The organism is Paenibacillus contaminans, from assembly GCF_003285015.1.
Classification (GTDB): Bacteria; Bacillota; Bacilli; order Paenibacillales; family NBRC-103111; genus Paenibacillus_V; species Paenibacillus_V contaminans.
This window is the reverse complement of the sequence record NZ_QMFB01000028.1, coordinates 16293-36954: the sequence shown is the minus strand read 5'-3', so window position 1 is coordinate 36954 and position 20662 is coordinate 16293. Positions and strand designations below refer to the sequence as shown.

Genomic DNA, 20662 nt, shown 5'->3' with positions numbered 1-20662 from the left:
AAACCCATTGTATTGGTTTCACCTCCTTTGTCTAGTGACCATTATATAGTAAGCAAGTCTATTTGTTAATGATTATTTAGACAAAATATATCCAAATGTGAGAAAAAATTCAAAATATGCCAACTTAACACGCTATTGAACCAACAAATTCGCTGTTACAAGTTTCTGAATTTCATTTGCCTCATTGGCATCTTTGGCGATCAATTTGTTGTATAATTCTTGGTCGTTCTTCTGTTGCTTTTGCAGCGATGCCAGATACCAGCGGATATTCATACGAATCTGTTGGTCGTCCAGTTGATCGGTAACGCCTAATTTCAAAATTTCAGATGCTGCAGGGAACTCTCCACGAATGAAATGGATTTGTCCGACATTAAAGGCAATTGTTTTGGTGACGTAAAATTCTCTTCCTTGGCCTTGTTCTTTAGGAAGCAGTGCAAGTTCTTTGGTCCTATCAACGATGCCGTTATATAGTTCGAGTGCATGGTTCCAATATTGGTCCGTCTTGTTAATGTTATTCTCATTTCTGGATTCATTTCCTAGTTGTACATCTAATGCTATTAATCTCTCATAAATACTGAGCTCCCAAGGGAAGTTTTTCAGACCATCTATTAAGACGTTACGAGCGTCCAAAAAGTTGCTCTTTAGAATATTTTGGTTGTACTGAGCTTCCATGACATAACGATTAATCGGCTCAGTCTGCTTAATCTTCTGAATGGTCACTCCCAAATCGGAATAAAACTTCTCATCCTTGGTTTGTTGATAGGCTTGGCTAAGCAAATTCGCTTTAAAAAGCATATAGTCCGGATGTTTAGGATTACGGTCAATCGCTTTATCCAGTTCAAGCATAATTTCCTGAAATGGTTTGTTATTCTGCTGAGCACCGGCTACGGCGGAGGTATATAAACGATCCGCGCTTAGCATGCGAAGGGAGATAACAAGGAATACGATTGCCAATAAACCTAGGGCAATAGGGAATCCTTTATGGTATCCGGATTTTATCTTGGCAAGAAGCTTTCCGTTCCCTTCTTCCGACTCGGCAATCATACCTCCCATACAGAGAAAGAGAAGCACGGCGATATAGGCATAACTCATATTAAAGTCGATAATACTGTGAATAAGTATAGATATTGTTACTAACGCGTAGAAAATTCTCCGGTCTCTTTGCTCTTCGTCCTTCTTTAAGAAAAATCTAACGAATAGATAGAAGACAAAACAAATAAATAATGTGAGAATCAATGTGCCGATAATCCCGATTTCAACAATATATTGCAAATAAAAATTATGAGCTTGCCGGCTTGTATAAGGGTTGTTTTGATATTTCTCGTAAAGTGCAGCCCAACCGCCGCCGCCAGCCCCAAGAAGCGGGTAATCTTTAATAAGCTTGAAGGAATCTTTATAAAATGTTCCGCGTTCAAGTACGCTATGTTGCGCAAAATTAATATTCTCGATTCGGTTCTTAATCGTTTCTGGCAGAAACTTCGTTACACCGGTATTTCCGAATAACAAATAGGCAGCAAGGCCCCCCAAAATAATAGACGCGACTGGAATGGCGAGCACCGCAAAGCGCGAACCGTTATATTTGTTTAATTTCTCCTGAAGCCAAGACGCTCCATACATTTGGATAATTGCAATAATGGCTGACAATACGGCGGATGCCCCAAGTACGATAAGCCAGCCCTTCCAAGAAGCTGATGCGGAGAATTGCTTGTATAAATCTTCACCGATCGTAGTAACCGGGCTCAAAATAATAAATGTAGCAATAAGTGCCAAGGCCGTATAAACCATAATCAAAATTTGTCGATGAAGTCTAAACAGAAAAAGACTTAACAATAGGATAATAGGCAGCAGCACGAGGGCACCACGCGATAAGGTCACAATAAAAGAAATGCAGATAGGCACTAGCATGAAAGCATGAAGAAGTGTGTAGTGCCATTTTTTGGACTTGACGATCTCGAGTAGACAACCGAGTAGAATAGCCATCAAGAATGCAGCATAGGTGTTGGCGTACTGAAAGGCGGAGGTAAGACGATAACCGTTAAACTCATCACCCATAACTGCATCCCGGTAATGGGCAAGTCCGAACCAGTTAAATACCGTGTAGATGAAGTTGCCTTCGTATCTTGGACTGCCGAACCAGTAGAACAAACCGAACCAAACAATAACATAGCCTGAAATCATTATCGTTCCTTGCAGCAGTTGATTTCCATGGGGATTGCGGGTTAAGTAAACACCGATTACAAAAAATAAAGCGTACATGATATGTAAATAAATCATGTTGGTAGAGAAATAACCGGAAGCTGCATTAAAAGAAGACAGCAAATAGGAAAGAGGCAGAAGCCAAACTGCTAATGCCATCACGTCCTTGTGTTCTTTCAACTTCCACTGAAAGTATAAAAAAATGGCAATCAGAATCATCAGGATTGAAGTCCAAACGAATGAACTGATGATCGGACTATCGAAATCCGACGTATAGCCGTTGAACAGCCCCCGTTGAAAAGGTGCCCAAAATAAAAAGATAACGACAATCCCTAACGCTCCCCACAAGGTCATGGACTGGTTATCGGTTGCCGGCACCGCCGCGGGAGCTTTCCCGTATTGTTTGGTTTTCCCGTACATGAAATTAAAACTCCTCTAATTTTAGTAATTGACAACCATAATTTTATCATACAAGATTCGACAGACAAAATGATATATTATTTTGGGAAGTATATTAAAATCTGGGAAAGAATCGTCGAAGTCTAGTTTTATTCGACTTATTTTGATAAGATGAGGGTTGAAAACTCTTGACACATGACTTCCCATAAAATTGTAGGAGTATGGAAATGATAGTAGCATTCATGAAAAACATGCTTAGTCAGCAAAGATTTATTTTGAATCTTGCTAAGAAGGATTTTAAAACTAAATATATGGGCTCTTATTTAGGGACGTTTTGGGCGTTTCTACTTCCGGTCGTTCAAATTTTAATTTTTTGGTTTGTTTTCCAAGTCGGATTCAAATCAATGCCTGTCGATAATTTTCCATTTATCCTATGGTTATCTTCGGCAATGATTCCCTGGTTTTTTATTTCCGATTGTATTCAGAATTCAACCAATTCCATTGTTGATAACAGCTATTTGGTAAAGAAGGTTGTTTTTAGAGTAGGTGTTTTGCCTCTTATCAAAATATACTCTGCAATCTTTGTTCATCTGTTTTTTATATTTTTTATTTTCATTATGTTTCTGATTTATGGATATATGCCGTCGATCTATAATCTTCAGGTGTTGTATTATATGTTCGGCATCATCGTGCTTGTACTTGGTATTTCATGGATAACCTCAGCGTTAGTTGTGTTTTTTAAGGATACGGGGCAAATTGTCGCTATGTTCCTGCAAATTGGCTTTTGGTTAACGCCTATTTTTTATTCTCTAAACATCGTGCCGGAGAAGTTCCGCGTTTTTTTGAAATTGAACCCGGCGTTTTATTTGATCGAAGGTTATCGGGATACGTTTGTGTACCATAAGTGGTTTTGGGAGCATCCTTACTTGACCATATATTTTTGGACTGTATCGCTGTTGCTAATGGTAATCGGTATTTTCGTGTTTAAGAGATTAAGACCGCATTTTGCGGACGTCCTATAAGGAGTCATTCGGCATGAGCTCTAAGAAAATCATATCGCTAAGCAACGTTACAAAAATATATAAGTTGTACGATGAACCGATAGATCGATTGAAGGAGGCACTTCATCCCTTTCGAAAAAAATATCACCGTGAATTTTATGCGGTTAATAATGTTAGCTTCCACGTAAACAAAAATGAAATCGTAGGTCTAATCGGGAAAAATGGTTCGGGTAAATCAACTATTCTAAAAATGATTACCGGGATATTAAATCCTAGCGATGGGGCCATTCAAGTAGAAGGAAAAGTTTCCGCTTTACTGGAATTGGGGGCGGGTTTTAATCCGGACTATACGGGTATGGAAAACATTTATCTCCACGGTGCGATTATGGGTTTCACAAAAGAGGAGATAGATTTGAAGGTTTCGGAGATTTTGTCTTTTGCCGATATCGGGGAGTTTATTAACCAACCGGTTAAAATGTACTCAAGCGGTATGTTTGTAAGACTAGCGTTTGCCGTAGCCATTAATGTAAATCCTGACATTCTTATTATTGATGAAGCACTTAGTGTGGGCGATGTGAAGTTCCAACAAAAGTGTTTTAGAAAAATAGAAGAGTTTAAAAGAGATAAAACCATTTTAGTAGTTTCTCATGATATGGGTGTCATTACAAAGTACTGCGATCGGGCGATCTGGATTAACGAAGGGACTCTGCTTCATGATGGTTCGCCTGTTGAAATATCAAAGAAGTATCAGGCTTTTATGATTGACTCCACGCTGACGAAATACGATACCACATCGGAGCCTTCGGTCAATTCGGCCCATGCAGACAATACAATAGATCCGATAGATTCTAATCTTGATGTGCTTGGGGATCAGAAAGTCGAGATTCTTGGAATAGCGATGTTCGACCAAGAAAACGGGAAAACCTTGATTGTATATCCAGGACAGATTGTAAAAATTGTATTAAAGGTTAAATCACACACCCATATACAGGCTCCAATTGTCGGATTTACTATAAAAGACCGATTAGGGACTATTTTGGCACAATGCAACAGCTTTGTCCAAGATAAGATGCTATTGGATTTGGCTGAGAACCAGGTTTCGATGTTTACTTTTACATTTCATATTCCACAACTAAATCAAGGCAGATATTCGATTTCACCCGCTATCGCTTCAGGAACTCAAGATGAGCATGTACAGCATTGCTGGGTTCATGACGCTCTCGTTTTTCAAGTTTTAAATAAGCAGAAGTATCACCTTGAAGGTATTTTAGTATTGGATGAAGTCGATATCAATCAAATCAGTTAAGGTGGTTCTTGAAGATGGAATTTACAGGTGAGAGGTTTACTCCAAGCTTAGACGATAAACAGCTTGAAACCGAACATTTACAAAGATACTACTCCATTACTGAGCTGGTAAAAGGGAAAGTAGTATTAGATGCTGCATGCGGAGAAGGATATGGAGCATTCTACATAGCTCAATACGCGAAGACCGTATACGGCATCGATATAGATCATGACACTATATTTCACGCGAATCAAAAATATGGGAAAGCAAATCTACACTACAAGCAAGGCTCAGTAGAGAAGTTAGAGATACCGGAGTGCTCTATTGATGTCGTTATTTCGTTTGAGACAATTGAGCATGTTGACGAATCTCAGCAGCACACCTTTCTGAAGGAGATTAAGAGGGTCTTGAAGAAAGACGGTATTGTCATTATTTCGACCCCAGACAAATATCTCTATTCCGATCTTCCTCGGTATGACAACCCTTTCCATATTAAAGAGTTCTATAAAGATGAATTCCGTGACTTTCTAGAAGGTTATTTTGCGAATGTGAAAATGTATTTTCAACGATTTGAAGTAGTTTCTCTACTTGGGAATGAAATGTGCGAATCGTTTGATGATATTCAAATAAATGATGGCGAACGATTGAATAAAGGCAAGTATATGGTTGCCGTTTGCGGCGATTTGGACATTAGTGATGTTGAAATCCATTCATTGGTTTTGGATAATGGCATACACTATCAGGATTTAATAAGCAGGGTCATAGGCCTTCAAGATGAGGTCGAGGAACGTAATTCGCATATTAGTAAACTTGATGAGTTCATAGAATCCAAAGAAAAACAAACAGCTCAATTAAATGAATTGCTGCTAAGCGAACAAGCAAATAATCATAATTTACGTAATTATTTGAACGTTGCGGAAGCGGAATTAGAGGAAACAAACGCAAAATTTGTAACTATGGAAAATGATTTTAAAGAAATAGCAAACCATAAGGATATCGTTATTAATAATCAACTTGGACACATTAACCAACTTTTGGAACAAGAGCGTAGGCTGGTAACGATTTTAAACTCAAGCGGATGGAAAGGGTTAAATAAATATTACAGGTTCAGAGACGCTATATTACCACAGTCAAGTAAAAGAAAGCTTGTTGCGAAGCTTTTACTTAAAACGATAAAGAATCCCAGGAAAATGTTTGGCATGGTGAATTCTGCAAACATTAAGAAATTCATGTACTATTCTCGTACGGATAAGACAGCATTGCTTCAAAATCGAATTGATAATTACTTGGATCGGCAACAATCACAACCGAAACAAGAATTTACTATAACTAAAATTGATGATACTAGCAAGAAACTTATTTTTCCGAAAACAGACAATCCTACAATCTCAATAATAATTCCAGTCTATAACCAATGGAGTTACACTTACTCATGTCTAGCCTCTATTCTTGAGAATACGGACGGAGTTAGTTATGAGATTATTATCGCAGATGATCTATCTACTGATGAAACGCAGAATATCCAAAGTGTCGTGGAAAATATTGTCGTGATCCGTGATGATGTGAACCGCGGTTTCTTATTGAACTGTAATCATGCTGCTACATTTGCAAAGGGCAAGTATGTATATTTTTTGAATAATGATACCAATGTGCAGCCAAACTGGCTGTCATCTTTACTGGATATGATTGAGAAAGACGAGACGATTGGTATGATAGGTTCGAAATTGGTCTATCCGGATGGCAGGCTTCAGGAAGCCGGCGGCATTATATGGAGTGATTCTAGCGGATGGAATTATGGCAGGCTAGATGATCCCGCTCATTCTGATTATAACTATGTAAAAGAAGTGGATTATATTTCTGGGGCTGCTATCATGATCCGTTCTCAATTATGGAAGGAACTCGGCGGATTCGATGAAAGGTTCGTGCCTGCCTACTATGAAGATACGGACTTGGCTTTTGAGGTAAGAAAACTGGGATATAAGGTTGTACTCCAACCCCAATCGGTAGTTATCCACTTTGAAGGAATATCTCATGGAACGGATACGAATGCCGGAATTAAAAGCTATCAGATTAAGAACAAAGAAAAGTTTGTTGAAAAGTGGAAAGATACATTACAAAACGAACATTTTGAAAATGCTACGGATGTTTTTTGGGCAAGAGACCGCAGCTCGAAGAAAAAAACCATTGTTGTAGTCGATCATTATGTACCTCATTATGATAAAGATGCAGGCGGTAGATGTGTATATCAATATTTAACCTTGTTCGTAGAAATGGGTTATCACGTTATTTTTATCGGTGATAACTTTTTCAAGCATGAGCCTTATACGTCGCAGCTTGAGCAATTAGGTATTCAGGTGCTTTACGGAAATTGGTATGCAAAGCATATAGATGATTGGGTTAAGCAAAATCAAAAATACATTGACTATGTATATTTGAACAGACCTCATATCTCGATTAAATACATTGATTTATTTAAAAACCATACGAATGCAAAAGTAGTTTATTTCGGTCATGATCTGCATTATGTAAGAGAAAGAAGAAATTATGAAATCGATAATAACCCGGAGTTTTTGAAATCGGCAGATAAGTGGAAGAAAATGGAGTTCGAACTTTTCCGGAAGTCGGATGTTATCTACGTAGTAGGAAACTATGAGCAAGAGCTTGTAAAACGGGAGTTTCCACATAAAGAAGTAAGAAATATACCTTTATACCTATATGATCATAATCACTTTTCGAGTGAACAGTTATCTGATTTTGAGGAACGTAAGGACCTGTTGTTCGTAGGCGGATTTGGACATAAACCCAACCAAGATGGAGTGTTGTGGTTTGTAAAATCCGTTTGGCCTAAGATCTACGAAGAGAGGAAGGATGTAAAACTCTTTATTGTAGGATCCAATCCTCCTAGCGAAATCAAAGAACTAAGTTCGGATCGAATCATTGTCACCGGTTTTGTAAGTGACGAGGAGCTTGAGAAATACTACAAACAGTGCCGAGTGGTAGTAGTGCCTTTAAGGTTTGGCGCAGGGGTTAAGGGAAAAGTCGTTGAAGCAATGGCGAACGGACTTCCACTCATTACGACCTCAATTGGTGCTGAAGGGCTTCAAGAAGTGGAGAGCGTTGTAAGGATCGCTGACGATGAACAAAAATTTGGCGATGAAGTACTTTCTCTCTATACGAACAGGGATATGTGGGAAGAGATCTCGAGAAAGTCATTCGAGTATATTGAAGACAATTTTTCTAAAGCCTCTGCAAAAGAACTGATAAAAGAGGATTTTGGTAAAAAAGGATAGGGGTGTGAAACGTGATCAATATTATTCTATGTGGTGGTAGTGGGACACGTTTATGGCCCCTTTCCAGAGAACTATTTCCAAAGCAATTTATCAAGCTGTTTAACGGACAGTCTCTTTTCCAAGAAACGTTGCAAAGAAACAAAGGGATATGCGAACAATTTATTATTGTATCTAATAAAGAACAACATTTTCTTGCATTAGATCAATTGGAGAAGTTACAGGTCGGTTCGACAAGGTTTATCTTAGAATCGGCTGCAAGAAATACAGCACCCGCTATAGCTTTGGCTTGTCTGGCGGTTGATCCTGATGAGATCGTCTTGGTTACTCCATCCGATCACTTAATTACGGAGACAGAGGAATACAAGGAATCGGTTAAACAAGCTGAAGGTTTGGCGCGAGATGGTTATTTGGTTACATTCGGTATCAAACCGACTCATGCTGAAACGGGATATGGGTATATTCAGAGTGACGGGTATGATGTTATTTCTTTCAAAGAAAAGCCAGACCTAGAGACAGCAAAGCAATATATATCCGATGGGAGATTCTTTTGGAATAGCGGAATGTTTGTATTTAGAGCAGGTACCTTTTTGCGAGAGCTTGAAACTGTTGCCGTTAATGTATATGAGGCGACAAGCAACGCTTTCCAATCAAGTGATGGAATGGACCCTATACTCATTGGCAGAAGAGAAATGGAGAGTATTCCGAGTATTAGTGTTGACTACGCAGTGATGGAGAAAAGTAAAAAGGTTAAAGTTATACCCTCTCAATTTGGTTGGTCCGATCTTGGAAGCTTTGATGCTGTATATAATGAGTTTGACAAAGATGAACATGGCAATACTCTAAACGAAAACTATATCAATGTTGATTCAGGTAAAAACCTGATTATATCTGATCGGACTGTAGCAACAGTGGATATCGAGGATCTAATAATCGTTGATACAGACGACGCTCTGCTGATTACGAAAAAGGGATCCTCGATGAAAGTGAAAGAAGTAGTAAATCAATTAAATGAAATAAACTCATCGCTTACTAATGTTCATGTAACAACTTATAGGCCTTGGGGATCGTATACCTTATTGGAAGAATCGGGCGGCTACAAGATCCGTCGTACAATTGTTAAACCTGGTTGTAAGCTAACCATGCAGAAACATTATCACCGTAATGAACATTGGATTGTGTTAAGTGGTACAGCAAAGGTAACACTTGGCGATAGGGAAGTCATTATCCGTCCGAATGAATCGACGTATATCCCAATCAGCGAGCTCCATCGTCTTGAAAATCCGGGGAAAATTGATCTAGTGCTGATTGAGGTACAAACAGGAGAATATTTAAGTGAAGATGATATTGTGAGGGTTGGTGACTTACGTGACAAGTAGTAGATTAAATTTGGAAATCCGTACTCAGGAACGATATAAAAGTTTGGTCTACTATGTAACAGGAACGCTTATTTGTGCGGTCGTTATGTATTACGTACTGAAACTGCAGCAATTTCAACTTAGAATTCCTTACGTTTACAACGGAGATGGATTGTCGACTGGTTTGGTGATTAAGGGGATGGTTGATAATGGATGGATCAATGTTAATGAATACGTAGGGGCACCCTCTAGGTTGGAAATGTATGATTATCCTCTTGGTGGAGATAATCTGCACTACTTGATGATGAAATTTATATCTCTATTCTCTTCTGATTATGCCGTAGTTATGAATTTGTATTTTTTATTGACCTTTCCTTTGGTAATGATATCTTCAATGTTTGTTTTTAAACATTTTAAAATACCGTTCATACCAAGTCTGATGGGCAGTCTTCTTTTTACTTTTATTCCTTACCATATCATTAGAACAGGACATTTATTTTTAGTAGCATACTATTTTGTGCCATTGATTATTATGATAATTTTATGGTTATCCATACATGATGATTTAATTCTAAAAAAGGAAGAAACTACAAGAAAAATAAAACTCAATATTTTTAATCGCAAATCACTTTTTAGTATTTGTGTTTGTATACTAATATCTGCTGCTGGTGTATACTATGCGTTCTTTTCTTGTTTCTTTTTAATTGTTATAGGTACATTTACATCAATGTTCAAAAAAAAACTACTGCCTTTTTTAGTTTCGTGTATTCTTGTGACAGTTATAGCCGGAGGCTTAATTCTTAATATTTCGCCGAGTTTATACAACAAATATGCAAATGGTGGGAACGGAGAAGTAGCCAGCAGAAATGCTTTGGAATCAGAAACTTACGGGCTGAAGATTATTCAACTTATTTTGCCGGTAACTTATCATAGAGTTTCGTGGCTTGCCGAAAAAAAAGAAAGTTATAATAATAAAGCTCAATTTGTTAATGAGAACGATTCTTCATCACTTGGAATAATCGGAGCTTTTGGTTTTTTAGCCTCTTTATTTATTTTTTTATTTAGAAAAAACTCTATTAAAAATACCATAGGGCAAAATCTCGGTCTGATGAATATTAGTGCAGTTTTGTTGGGGACCATTGGCGGATTTGGTACAATAGTTGCTGTGTTACTTACTGCTCAGATACGTAGCTACAATCGAATTAGCTTATTTATCGCATTCTTTTCAATTTTCATTATCATGATTTTCCTTAAGAAAATAAATGAGAATTATGTAACAAACACTTTGAGAAGAGTATCTTTTTCTATCTGTGTCATTTTGATTGCAGTATTTGGACTGTATGATCAAACAAGAGATAGCTTAGTACCATCCGAAATAATTAAAAAAGAATTTAATAGCGATCGTGACTTTGTTAAGCAAATTGAATCTCAGCTCCCAGCCGAATCTATGGTCTTTCAACTTCCATATGTTACTTTTCCGGAGGGAGAAACTCTCCAGAATATGGGAAATTATGACTTGGCAAAAGGATATATTCATTCTAGTAGTTTAAGATGGAGTTTTGGTGGGATGAGAAATCGGGAAGGTGATTTATGGCAAAGGGCACTGATACAAAGGCCGGTAAACGAAGTATTGGAAAAACTATCTATCGTGGGTTTTAAAGGGATTTATATAGATCGAAATGGGTATTCCCAGGAATTTGCTAACAAAGTGGAGAAAGAAATTCACTCTATTTTGAAGGTGGATCCTTTGGTAAGTTCGGATAAAAGACTTGTTTATTATAGTTTGGAAGAGTACTCAAATTCTATACTTGGAAAATACTCGAAGGATGAACTGGCTTTAAAGAAAGGTGAAGCTTTAAATATTACTAAGAAAAAAAGTGCATATTTAAATGGTAAGCTAGACTGGCAATACGTTGACTCAATGCCTGATTATAAAAGTGTTCAAATAGTTGCTTTTGAGGGGCTTCCAACAAACCAGTACCAAATTAAGCTAACAAAACCAAATAAGAAGCCGTTACAATTTAATGATAGCTTTAGTGCTCCTGATAATTATTCATACAGACATTGGGAAAACCCTAAACATTTGGTGATATCGATATCGAATAAGGATTCTGGATGGTCAGATTCATTTATACCTCAGAAAGAAGATATTTCAAAGTATTTTGATTTACACCCTTATTTATTAGAATATACACATATGGAACAACTACCGGCGGGGACTCTGACACTACGTGAGTAATTTATCCTAAAACAAAATAAGGGGAAATGAAATGGATGGTTTTTTAAGGAAAGTGATGCTAAAAAAACATAATATCTCGACAATATTAGTTATCATTTCCTCTTTCTGTTTATTTTTATACTACCTAAATAATAATTATAATGTAAGTTATTATGATGAAACAAAATATATCGATATCAGTAGTTCAATTCTTAAGTCTGGATTATTTGAAATAGTAGAACCTTTGCGGACTTATTTATATCCTCTTATTATTTCTATATTTAGCTTTCTAGTAAGCGGTAATATTATCATAACTAAAGTACTTGTTAGTGTATTCCAATTCATCATTTATTTAATAACAATCATCTATCTAGCACATGTTTCACTTAAAGTTACAAAGGACAAAAAGTCGTGGTATTTTGTTTTGGTAGCAGGAGGTCTTAATCCTTATTTAATTCAGTCAACTACATTGTTTTTGACAGATATTCTCTCTACTTGTTTTGTAGTAATAGCTGTTTTGATTTTTTTCTCTGAGAATATCAATAAATATAGAATAAGCACCCCAGCAATGATTCTATTATTTGCATCAGTTATGATCAGACCATCGTCTGCTATTTTTATACCAATAATTTTTGGTCTGGTCTTGATTCGTTTTTATAAGAAAAGGGATTTTAATATTATTAAAATCTTTTTGGTTGCTGTCCTATCCCTTGTTGTTTTTTTGCCTCAATTGTATAACAATGTAGTGCATTTTAATCACTGGACACCATTAATTCATGAAGATCTTTATTCTTCACAAAGCATGTGGGCAACACAATATTTAAAATATGGAACAGTTATATCTCCTATGGAGGTTCCTCAACTCTATTATTACAGCCCTTTTAATTTAGAGGGGATAACGAATATTTATCAAATGTCTTATAAAAACACTATAGCGTTTATAATTACGTATTTTAGTCACATTTTTGGTGTTCTCGATTGGGGGTATGTGGATGCATATATTAAATCATTCTACCCTATCAGTAGACTAGTAGCGTCGTTTTTTCTATATATTACTTGGTTTGTAATATTATCGGGTATTTACTTCTATATACGAAATAAAAAAAATCGAGACAATAGGTATTCATTTACATTATTCTCAACAATTTTGTTATCTGTTGTTTATGCTGCTTTTATTGGAACGACATGTGTAGAGAGTCGATTTGGTTATCCAATCTTTTTATTACTCCTTCCATTCTCCGGTATTGCAATCAGTAGTATCATGAGTAAGACAAGAGTTATTTACTATAGTCTCGTTTCCTGTTTTCTACTTATAATTTTATTTTTTTGGGTTTCGTTCACAATTGATCTGCAGACCAAACGAATAGATTGGTATAATTTTTTTCTACATGGTGAGGAAAAAAAAGTAGAGAGATTTATAGAACTGAACGGTGGTTTAGAGTGGAATTTTGTGGTCGGGTTATCGAACTACAAGATTGTACAGGTTACGTTATCAAATGGGGATATTTCATCTAATCAAAATGATATGTTAGTTACGAAATACAATGGAAAAACCCTTAAATTTGATGATAGTTTTAGTCAAGCTGATAAATATTCCTACCGACATTGGGAAAACCCAAAGCATTTAGTAATTTCTATTTCAAATAAAGATAGTGGATGGGAACAAGGATATAATCCTACTACAGAAGATATCAAGCAATATTTTAATAAAAAGCCGTATAAACTTGTTTATTAAGTTTGATGGAGGGTAGGAAATGAAACCTGTATTTCAAAGTGAAGTTATTGAAATAAAAGAACTAGGTGATGAGCGAGGCTTTCTATCAGTTGTCGAGGAAAATAAAACAATACCCTTTGAAATTAAGAGAGTATTCTATATTTACGGTACTAAAGAAGGAGTACGACGAGGATTCCATGGGCATTTTAAAACCAGACAAGCCCTTATTGCAGTCACAGGATCTTGCAAAATTCATCTGGATAATCTATCTAGAAAAGAGGAGGTGTTACTTGACTCACCGACGAAAATATTGATATTAGAACCGAATGACTGGCATGAGATGTATGATTTTTCTCCTGACTGTGTATTACTAGTCTTGGCGTCACATCATTATGACTCAGAAGACTATATTAGAGACTATGATAATTTTGTGGAAATATATAATGGTTAATAACAATTATGAAAATAGGTGGGCATTCAATGATTCCGTTTCTGGATCTAAAGCAAATAAATTTGCGCCATGAAGAAGAGATCATGCAAAGTATTAGTCGTTTTTTACAATCCGGATGGTACATTCTTGGAAAAGAAGTTGATCAATTCGAGCAAGAGTTTGCCGAATACTGTGGTACAAAGTTTTGTTTAGGTGTCGCAAATGCCTTAGATGCTTTGACATTAATATTACGGGCATATGGTATTGGTGAAGGTGATGAAGTAATTGTTCCATCTAATACGTACATTGCTTCTATTCTATCTATTTCGGCTAATGGAGCTACTCCTATTCTTGTAGAACCGAATATTGGAACATATAATATAGATCCACTTAAAATTGAACAGAGCATTACAGTAAATACGAAAGCTATTTTGGTTGTACATTTATATGGACAATCCTGCAATATGGAACCTATTCAGGCGCTAGCGAAAAAATACGGGCTTAAGATCGTGGAGGATTGCGCTCAAGCCCACGGGGCTATCTATAAAGGGCAAAGAGTTGGCAATTTAGGTGATGCTGCAGCATTCAGCTTTTATCCTGGAAAGAACCTGGGAGCTCTCGGTGATGGTGGATCTATTACGACAAATGACGAAGATGTTTATTCACGATTAAAAGCACTTCGGAATTACGGTTCGCATAAAAAATATGAAAACCTCTATAAAGGAGTAAATTCTCGACTTGATGAGATACATGCTGCGGTATTGAGAACTAAGCTGAAATATTTAGATGATGACAATCAAAAAAGAAGAGAAATTGCCGATTACTATAATGCGCACATAAACAACGAACTTATATCTATACCAAAAATAGAAGATGATAGTCCACTTAGCCATGTCTGGCATGTGTATGTAGTTCTCACAGAAAAACGGGATACCCTTCAACGATATTTAACAGAACGAGGTATACAGACATTAATACACTATCCAATACCACCGCACCAGCAAGAGGCATACAAAGAGTTGAGCAGTCATGTATATCCCATATCGGAAAAAATTCATAGGGAAATATTAAGTTTACCTATAAGTCCGGTTATGTCTATTGATGATGCTGTTAAGGTAGTGGAGGCACTAAATGAGTACAAAGAAAATCTTTAGCATAGTTGTACCAATTTATTTTAATGAGTTAAACATCCCTCATACCGTACCTAGATTGCAAAAACTGCGGGAAATGCTAACCGATTATGAAGTTCAGCTTGTTTTTGTCGATGATGGTTCAAAGGATAAGTCCTTAGAATTATTACTTGATGCCAAAAAGCTTGATGACAGTATAAAAATAATTAAGTTAAGTAAAAATTTTGGTTCTATGTCAGCTGTGCAAGCTGGTTTACACGCTGCATCAGGTGATTGTGTTGGGATAATCTCAGCTGATCTACAAGACCCCCCAGAACTTTTTGTCGATATGATTGCAAGTTGGGAGCAAGGAAATAAAGTTGTAATGGCAACAAGATCAGATAGGGATGAATCAGTCTCACAAAAGATGTTTTCTAATTCGTACTATTATCTCATGGATAAATTCGCCATAAAGGGGTACCCTAAAGGGGGATTTGACTTTGTTCTTATTGATAAACAAGTCGTAAATGAACTGAAGGGTATTAGCGAAAAGAATACAAATATCATGAGTCTGATATTTTGGTTAGGGCACAATCAAGATACATTCTCATATGTTCGACAAGAGCGTAAGTTCGGGAAGTCCAGATGGACACTAAGCAAGAAAATTAAACTTTTTATAGACTCATTTGTTAGTTTTTCTTATGCTCCAATAAGATTTATGTCATTTGTAGGGGTACTGACTGCCGTGTTGAGCTTTTTATACGGAATTTTCGTTATAATTAATGCTATCTTTGGTGGTATTGAATTACAAGGATGGACAACTCTAATTGGACTAATTACCTTCTTATTAGGTATGATTATGGTAATGTTGGGTATTATTGGCGAGTACTTGTGGAGGATTTTGGATGAAAGTAGGAGACGTCCTCCTTATATTGTTGATGAGGTATACGAATAAGTAAAAAAGATGGAGGTAGCCTTTATGATTCGAGAAACAGCCAGGATATACACAGATCGATTAGGCAAACAGCTTGAAATAAAGGACTATGCAATTATTTATGAACATGTATCGTTGGAAGATAACGTAATAATTGGTGAACATGCTGTTCTTGGTCGTTCAGCATCACCGACCTCAGTAGTGAAGAAGGAGTTTTCGAAAGAACGAGAGACTTATATATCCAGTGGAGTTTCGATTTGCAGTAATGTTATTATATACGAGGATGTTAAAATTGGCAGGGATTCACTAATAGGGGATAATTCGTCGATCATGCCAAAAGTTCGAATTGGTGATGAAGTTCTTATTAGCCGTGGAGTGACAATAAATACGGATGTTGATATCGATTCTTATACTAGAGTGATGGATAACTCACATATTACAGGCCGGGTGAAGATCGGGAGTCACGTTTTTATAAGTGTTGGTGTGACTATGGCAAACGATAATTTATTCGGAAGAAATGGCTACGATGATAAAGTGTTTGGGGCGGAAATAGGCGATTATGTTTCAATAGGTGTCGGTGCTATAATACTGCCAGGTATAAAGATAGGGAAAGGCAGCATAGTTGCCGCAGGAAGTGTCGTTAAAAAAGATGTTCCTGAACACGTAATTGTGGCCGGCAATCCCGCAAAGGTAGTGTCAAAAGTTCCTGCCTCACTAAGTAGATACGTTCAAGAATAGGGGGGAATCCGGTGAGACATAGCTATATAAAAGCAATTGATTATTATTTGCCTGTAGATAAAGAATATAACGATCCAAATGATCGATTAACAGGGAAAATAGGGATAAATTCCAAAAGTATCGCTGGGGAAAATGAGTTTGCATCAGATCTAGCGTGCAAGGCAGCTGAAAAATTGTTCAGTAAAGGGAAATGTACACCTGATGAAATTGATTTTATCTTGTACTGTACACAGTCACCTGACTATCTGTTACCTACAACAGCATGTTTACTTCAAGAACGATTAAGCTTACCAACTTCATGCGGTGCACTTGATATTAACTTGGGTTGTTCTGGGTATGTTTACGGGTTATCTCTAGCAAAAGGATTGATTGAAACCGGAGCAGCAAATAATGTGTTACTGATAACCTCAGACACGTATAGTAAATATGCAAATCCCAAAGATAGAAGTGTCAGATTACTTTTTGGTGATGCGGCCTCTGTGACACTGTTATCTTACTCGGAAGATGGGAATTCTATTGGCCCATTTGTTTTCGGGACAGATGGCAAAGGTGCAAACAATTTAATAGTGCCGGCAGGCGGACTAAGAGAGCCAATGACTTCCGCTTCTTATGAAGAAGTCCAGGATGAGTTTGGAAATATCAGATCAAGAAGCAATCTGTATATGAATGGAAATGAGATTTTTAACTTCGCTTTGAAGGAGGTTCCGAAAGCAGTACAATCTCTTTTACAAAAGGGAGACTATACTGTGGAAAACTTCGATTATTTTGTATTTCATCAAGCCAATCAATATATGTTGGAAACACTGCGAAGGAAGTTAAACATTCAAAAAGAAAAATTCTCAGTACAGTTCGCAGATTGTGGTAACACAGTCTCCTCTACAATCCCAATTGCTCTCTTAAGAGATTTTGAAGAAGGTAAGATGAAATACGGGGATCAAGTAATGCTGGTTGGTTTTGGGGTTGGATATTCGTGGGCTGCTTGTTCTATAAAAATGAAATTATAACACGGGAGGCATTTATATGAATTTACAGGAGTTTACAAAGGCGTTCGAAGAAATCGTTATGGTCGAAGAAGGTACTGTTCAGCTTACTACGGAACTATCAAGTTTAGATGATTGGGACTCTTTATCTAGAGCATCTTTATTGTCAGTATTTGAAGAAAGTTTTCAGTTGAAAGTAGAAGAGTCTATAGTTCGAAATGCAGCTACATTTCAAGATATTATTGATATTGTGAAGGATAAGTTGGAATCTTAAATGAATCGTTTCATAAGGAAAGAATTTATTTGGTATGTAATGGTAGGTGGTTTTAATACTGCTATTACATACCTGTTGTATTTAGGTTGCCTAATTTTCTTTTCGTATACTATTTCTTACTCTATATCATATATCATTGGAATCTTTACAGCATTTATACTAAATTCTAAACTTGTATTCCGTACCAAGTTATCTTGGAGGAAAGCATTCCAATTTCCGCTTGTATATATCGTTCAGTATATAATTAGTACGTTTCTACTATATGTAGGAATCAGTATGCTGAATATCAACGAAAAAATTGCACCATTAGGTGTTTTACTGTTGACAGTTCCTTTGACTTTTATATTGGCCAAATGGATATTCAAAAACAAAAACAATTAAAGGGAGAGAGTGAGAACAAAATGAAAGGTATTATCCTTGCTGGAGGTACAGGCTCACGTCTGTACCCTTTAACGAAAGTAACCAATAAACATCTGTTGCCTGTCGGGAAATACCCTATGATTTTCCACTCCGTTTATAAACTTAAACAAGCAGGCATTCAAGATATTCTTATCGTGACTGGTAAAGAACACATGGGGGATGTCGTTAACCTATTGGGAAGTGGATATGAATTAGGAGTCACTTTCACCTATAAAGTCCAAGATGAAGCAGGTGGGATTGCACAGGCTCTTGGTTTGGCTGAGCATTTTGTGGGGCAAGATCAAATGGTGGTCATTTTAGGTGATAACGTTTTTTCCGATAGTATATCTGTTTATGCGCAAAATTTCTGTGATCAAGGTGTAGGAGCTAAAATTTTGCTTCAAGAGGTCCATGACCCGCAGCGATATGGCGTTGCCGAGCTTGAAGGAGAGAAAATTGTTTCTATTGAAGAAAAGCCGAGCCAGCCAAAAAGCAGTTATGCAGTAACCGGTATTTATATGTTTGATCACAAGGTGTTTGATATTGTAAGGACATTAAAACCTTCCGCTCGGGGCGAATTGGAAATCACCGATGTAAATAATGCATACATTAATAGAAATGAACTGACTTACGATATACTTCAGGGTTGGTGGACAGATGCGGGAACTCACAGTTCTTTGGCTAAAGCAAATGAATTGGCTAAGGACATTACATTCGGCGAGGAGTTCGGCAAGTTGAAACTCTAAAGAGGTGTGTATGTGAATAAGAAGGAAACAAAGCTAAGCGGAGTCTATATACTAGAGCCAAAGGTGTTCGGTGATCACCGTGGTTTTTTCATGGAGAGCTATAACCGGCAAACCTTTGCTAATCTTGGATTAGATTACTCGTTTATTCAGGATAATCATTCGTTGTCTAAGGAAATCGGCGTGCTTCGGGGACTGCACTATCAATTAGAACCGAAAGCTCAAACAAAGCTTATTCGGGTGATACGAGGAGCAATATACGACGTTGTAGTGGATATCCGCAGAAATTCTTCTACCTTCGGCCGATGGGTAGGGGTGGAACTTTCTGCTGAAAATAAACGGCAGCTTTTGGTTCCAAAGGGTTTTGCGCATGGATTTTGTACAATTGAGCCCAATACGGAAGTTGTTTACAAGGTGGATGAAGTGTATTCCCCAGCTCATGATCGGGGTATTTTGTGGAACGACCCTGCACTGGCGATTAGCTGGCCGGTTTCAAAGCCAATCTTATCCGAAAAGGACGAGAAGCACCCTTGTTTACAAGATGCGGAAAACAATTTTAATTAGCGGAGGCCTAACATGAAGGTATTGGTTACAGGTGGTGCCGGCTTTATCGGCAGCAACTTTGTTCTATATATGCTTAATAAATATCCGGATTATGAAATTGTTAACTTGGATGCTCTGACATATGCGGGGAATCTTGAGAATCTGTCCTCTGTACAGGGCAATTCGAAGCATACGTTTGTCAAAGGGGATATTGCGGACCGAACGTTGGTAAATGAATTATTTTCGAAGGGAATTGACATGGTTGTCAATTTCGCGGCTGAATCCCATGTCGATCGCAGCATTACGGAACCTGATATCTTTGTGCGGACGAACGTAATGGGAACCCAAGTATTGCTGGATGCTGCTAAGAAATATGGCGTCCAGAAATTTGTTCAGGTCTCTACTGACGAAGTGTATGGGACGCTTGGGGAGACAGGGCTTTTTACTGAAGAGACCCCACTGGCTCCAAACAGCCCATATTCCGCAAGCAAAGCGGGGGGAGATCTTCTTGTACGGGCTTATCATGAAACGTTCGGCCTGACTGTAAACATAACACGGTGTTCCAATAACTATGGACCGTATCAGTTCCCTGAAAAGCTTATTCCGCTAATGATCGCTAATGCATTGAACGATAAATCACTCCCGGTTTATGGCGACGGATTAAATGTTCGAGATTGGCTGTATGTAGAGGATCACTGCAGCGCGATTGATTTAGTTATGCATGAAGGTAAAAACGGCGAAGTGTATAATATCGGCGGAAATAACGAGCGGACGAATATCCAAATTGTGAAAACTGTTTTGGAGCAGCTTGGCAAGCCGGAATCTCTGATTACTTATGTGAAAGACCGTCTTGGTCACGATCGCCGATACGGCATTGATGCAACCAAGATAACAACGGCACTGGGATGGAATCCGAGATACCACTTTGAGTCTGGAATTAAAGCTACGATTGAGTGGTATTTGGAAAATCAGGACTGGTGGAAAAGAATACAGTCCGGTGCTTACCAGGAATATTACGCTAAGCAATACGGTGACAGACTGAAAGGGGAATAAA

The 20662-nt window shown here is 37.4% G+C and carries 17 protein-coding genes; 16 read left to right on the top strand and 1 reads right to left on the bottom strand.

The features are described from left to right. Nucleotides 1-132 precede the first annotated feature (132 nt). Nucleotides 133-2616 (bottom strand): O-antigen ligase family protein, encoded by a 2484-nt coding sequence (locus tag DQG23_RS32420; protein WP_113035187.1) that lies wholly within the window; start codon nt 2614-2616, stop codon nt 133-135. Nucleotides 2617-2822: 206 nt separating this feature from the next. On the opposite strand from DQG23_RS32420, the gene DQG23_RS32415 reads away from it, so the two are divergent. Genes DQG23_RS32415 through rfbB form a run of 16 tightly spaced genes read left to right on the top strand, consistent with a single transcriptional unit; the run spans nt 2823 to nt 20661 of the window. Beyond that, complete coding sequence (locus DQG23_RS32415) at nt 2823-3617, top strand: ABC transporter permease (RefSeq protein ID WP_113035186.1); 795 nt, start codon at nt 2823-2825, stop codon at nt 3615-3617. Between the two features lie 13 nt (nt 3618-3630). After that, on the top strand, nt 3631-4902 hold the full coding sequence (locus tag DQG23_RS32410) for an ABC transporter ATP-binding protein (protein ID WP_113035185.1): 1272 nt from the start codon (nt 3631-3633) through the stop codon (nt 4900-4902). A 14-nt stretch (nt 4903-4916) separates the two neighbouring features. Further along, the gene (locus DQG23_RS32405; RefSeq protein WP_113035184.1) at nt 4917-8171 is read left to right on the top strand and encodes a glycosyltransferase; all 3255 of its coding nucleotides are present in this window, start codon (nt 4917-4919) and stop codon (nt 8169-8171) included. A gap of 11 nt (nt 8172-8182) precedes the next feature. Further along, complete coding sequence (locus tag DQG23_RS32400; protein ID WP_113035183.1) at nt 8183-9547, top strand: mannose-1-phosphate guanylyltransferase/mannose-6-phosphate isomerase; 1365 nt, start codon at nt 8183-8185, stop codon at nt 9545-9547. Next, nucleotides 9537-11765, top strand: a complete 2229-nt coding sequence (locus DQG23_RS32395; protein ID WP_146762423.1) for a hypothetical protein — start codon at nt 9537-9539, stop codon at nt 11763-11765. Before DQG23_RS32400 ends, DQG23_RS32395 begins: the two co-directional genes overlap by 11 nt. Nucleotides 11766-11796: 31 nt before the next feature. Then, nucleotides 11797-13479 (top strand): hypothetical protein, encoded by a 1683-nt coding sequence (locus DQG23_RS32390; RefSeq protein WP_113035181.1) that lies wholly within the window; start codon nt 11797-11799, stop codon nt 13477-13479. 19 nt (nt 13480-13498) lie between these two features. Beyond that, entirely contained in the window at nt 13499-13909 is a 411-nt protein-coding gene (locus tag DQG23_RS32385; protein ID WP_113035180.1) for a sugar 3,4-ketoisomerase, read from the top strand. Nucleotides 13910-13938: 29 nt separating this feature from the next. After that, nucleotides 13939-15042 (top strand): DegT/DnrJ/EryC1/StrS family aminotransferase, encoded by a 1104-nt coding sequence (locus DQG23_RS32380; protein WP_113035179.1) that lies wholly within the window; start codon nt 13939-13941, stop codon nt 15040-15042. After that, complete coding sequence (locus DQG23_RS32375; RefSeq protein ID WP_113035178.1) at nt 15020-15952, top strand: glycosyltransferase family 2 protein; 933 nt, start codon at nt 15020-15022, stop codon at nt 15950-15952. The genes DQG23_RS32380 and DQG23_RS32375 overlap by 23 nt, the downstream gene beginning before the upstream one ends. 24 nt (nt 15953-15976) lie before the next feature. Continuing rightward, on the top strand, nt 15977-16669 hold the full coding sequence (locus DQG23_RS32370; RefSeq protein ID WP_158560805.1) for an acyltransferase: 693 nt from the start codon (nt 15977-15979) through the stop codon (nt 16667-16669). Nucleotides 16670-16680: 11 nt separating this feature from the next. Then, nucleotides 16681-17673, top strand: a complete 993-nt coding sequence (locus tag DQG23_RS32365) for a 3-oxoacyl-ACP synthase III family protein (protein WP_113035176.1) — start codon at nt 16681-16683, stop codon at nt 17671-17673. Nucleotides 17674-17689: 16 nt separating this feature from the next. Beyond that, a complete protein-coding gene (locus tag DQG23_RS32360; protein WP_113035175.1) occupies nt 17690-17923 on the top strand; it encodes an acyl carrier protein in 234 nt (77 codons plus the stop codon). After that, nucleotides 17924-18304: a GtrA family protein gene (locus DQG23_RS43865; protein ID WP_113035174.1), complete on the top strand. Its 381-nt coding sequence runs from the start codon at nt 17924-17926 to the stop codon at nt 18302-18304. It abuts the gene before it with no gap. Nucleotides 18305-18324: 20 nt separating this feature from the next. Further along, complete coding sequence (locus DQG23_RS32350) at nt 18325-19068, top strand: sugar phosphate nucleotidyltransferase (protein ID WP_113035173.1); 744 nt, start codon at nt 18325-18327, stop codon at nt 19066-19068. A 12-nt stretch (nt 19069-19080) separates the two neighbouring features. Next, a complete protein-coding gene (gene rfbC / locus DQG23_RS32345) occupies nt 19081-19629 on the top strand; it encodes a dTDP-4-dehydrorhamnose 3,5-epimerase (RefSeq protein ID WP_113035172.1) in 549 nt (182 codons plus the stop codon). Nucleotides 19630-19641: 12 nt separating this feature from the next. Beyond that, a complete protein-coding gene (rfbB, locus tag DQG23_RS32340) occupies nt 19642-20661 on the top strand; it encodes a dTDP-glucose 4,6-dehydratase (RefSeq protein WP_113035171.1) in 1020 nt (339 codons plus the stop codon). Nucleotide 20662 lies beyond the last annotated feature (1 nt).

Coding starts and splice junctions, on each gene's coding strand:
- DQG23_RS32420 (WP_113035187.1), bottom strand. CDS start 2,616: ATGTACGGGAAAACCAAACAATACGGGAAAGCTCCCGCGGCGGTGCCG.
- DQG23_RS32415 (WP_113035186.1), top strand. CDS start 2,823: ATGATAGTAGCATTCATGAAAAACATGCTTAGTCAGCAAAGATTTATT.
- DQG23_RS32410 (WP_113035185.1), top strand. CDS start 3,631: ATGAGCTCTAAGAAAATCATATCGCTAAGCAACGTTACAAAAATATAT.
- DQG23_RS32405 (WP_113035184.1), top strand. CDS start 4,917: ATGGAATTTACAGGTGAGAGGTTTACTCCAAGCTTAGACGATAAACAG.
- DQG23_RS32390 (WP_113035181.1), top strand. CDS start 11,797: ATGGATGGTTTTTTAAGGAAAGTGATGCTAAAAAAACATAATATCTCG.
- DQG23_RS32385 (WP_113035180.1), top strand. CDS start 13,499: ATGAAACCTGTATTTCAAAGTGAAGTTATTGAAATAAAAGAACTAGGT.
- DQG23_RS32380 (WP_113035179.1), top strand. CDS start 13,939: ATGATTCCGTTTCTGGATCTAAAGCAAATAAATTTGCGCCATGAAGAA.
- DQG23_RS32375 (WP_113035178.1), top strand. CDS start 15,020: ATGAGTACAAAGAAAATCTTTAGCATAGTTGTACCAATTTATTTTAAT.
- DQG23_RS32370 (WP_158560805.1), top strand. CDS start 15,977: ATGATTCGAGAAACAGCCAGGATATACACAGATCGATTAGGCAAACAG.
- DQG23_RS32360 (WP_113035175.1), top strand. CDS start 17,690: ATGAATTTACAGGAGTTTACAAAGGCGTTCGAAGAAATCGTTATGGTC.
- DQG23_RS43865 (WP_113035174.1), top strand. CDS start 17,924: ATGAATCGTTTCATAAGGAAAGAATTTATTTGGTATGTAATGGTAGGT.
- DQG23_RS32350 (WP_113035173.1), top strand. CDS start 18,325: ATGAAAGGTATTATCCTTGCTGGAGGTACAGGCTCACGTCTGTACCCT.
- rfbB (WP_113035171.1), top strand. CDS start 19,642: ATGAAGGTATTGGTTACAGGTGGTGCCGGCTTTATCGGCAGCAACTTT.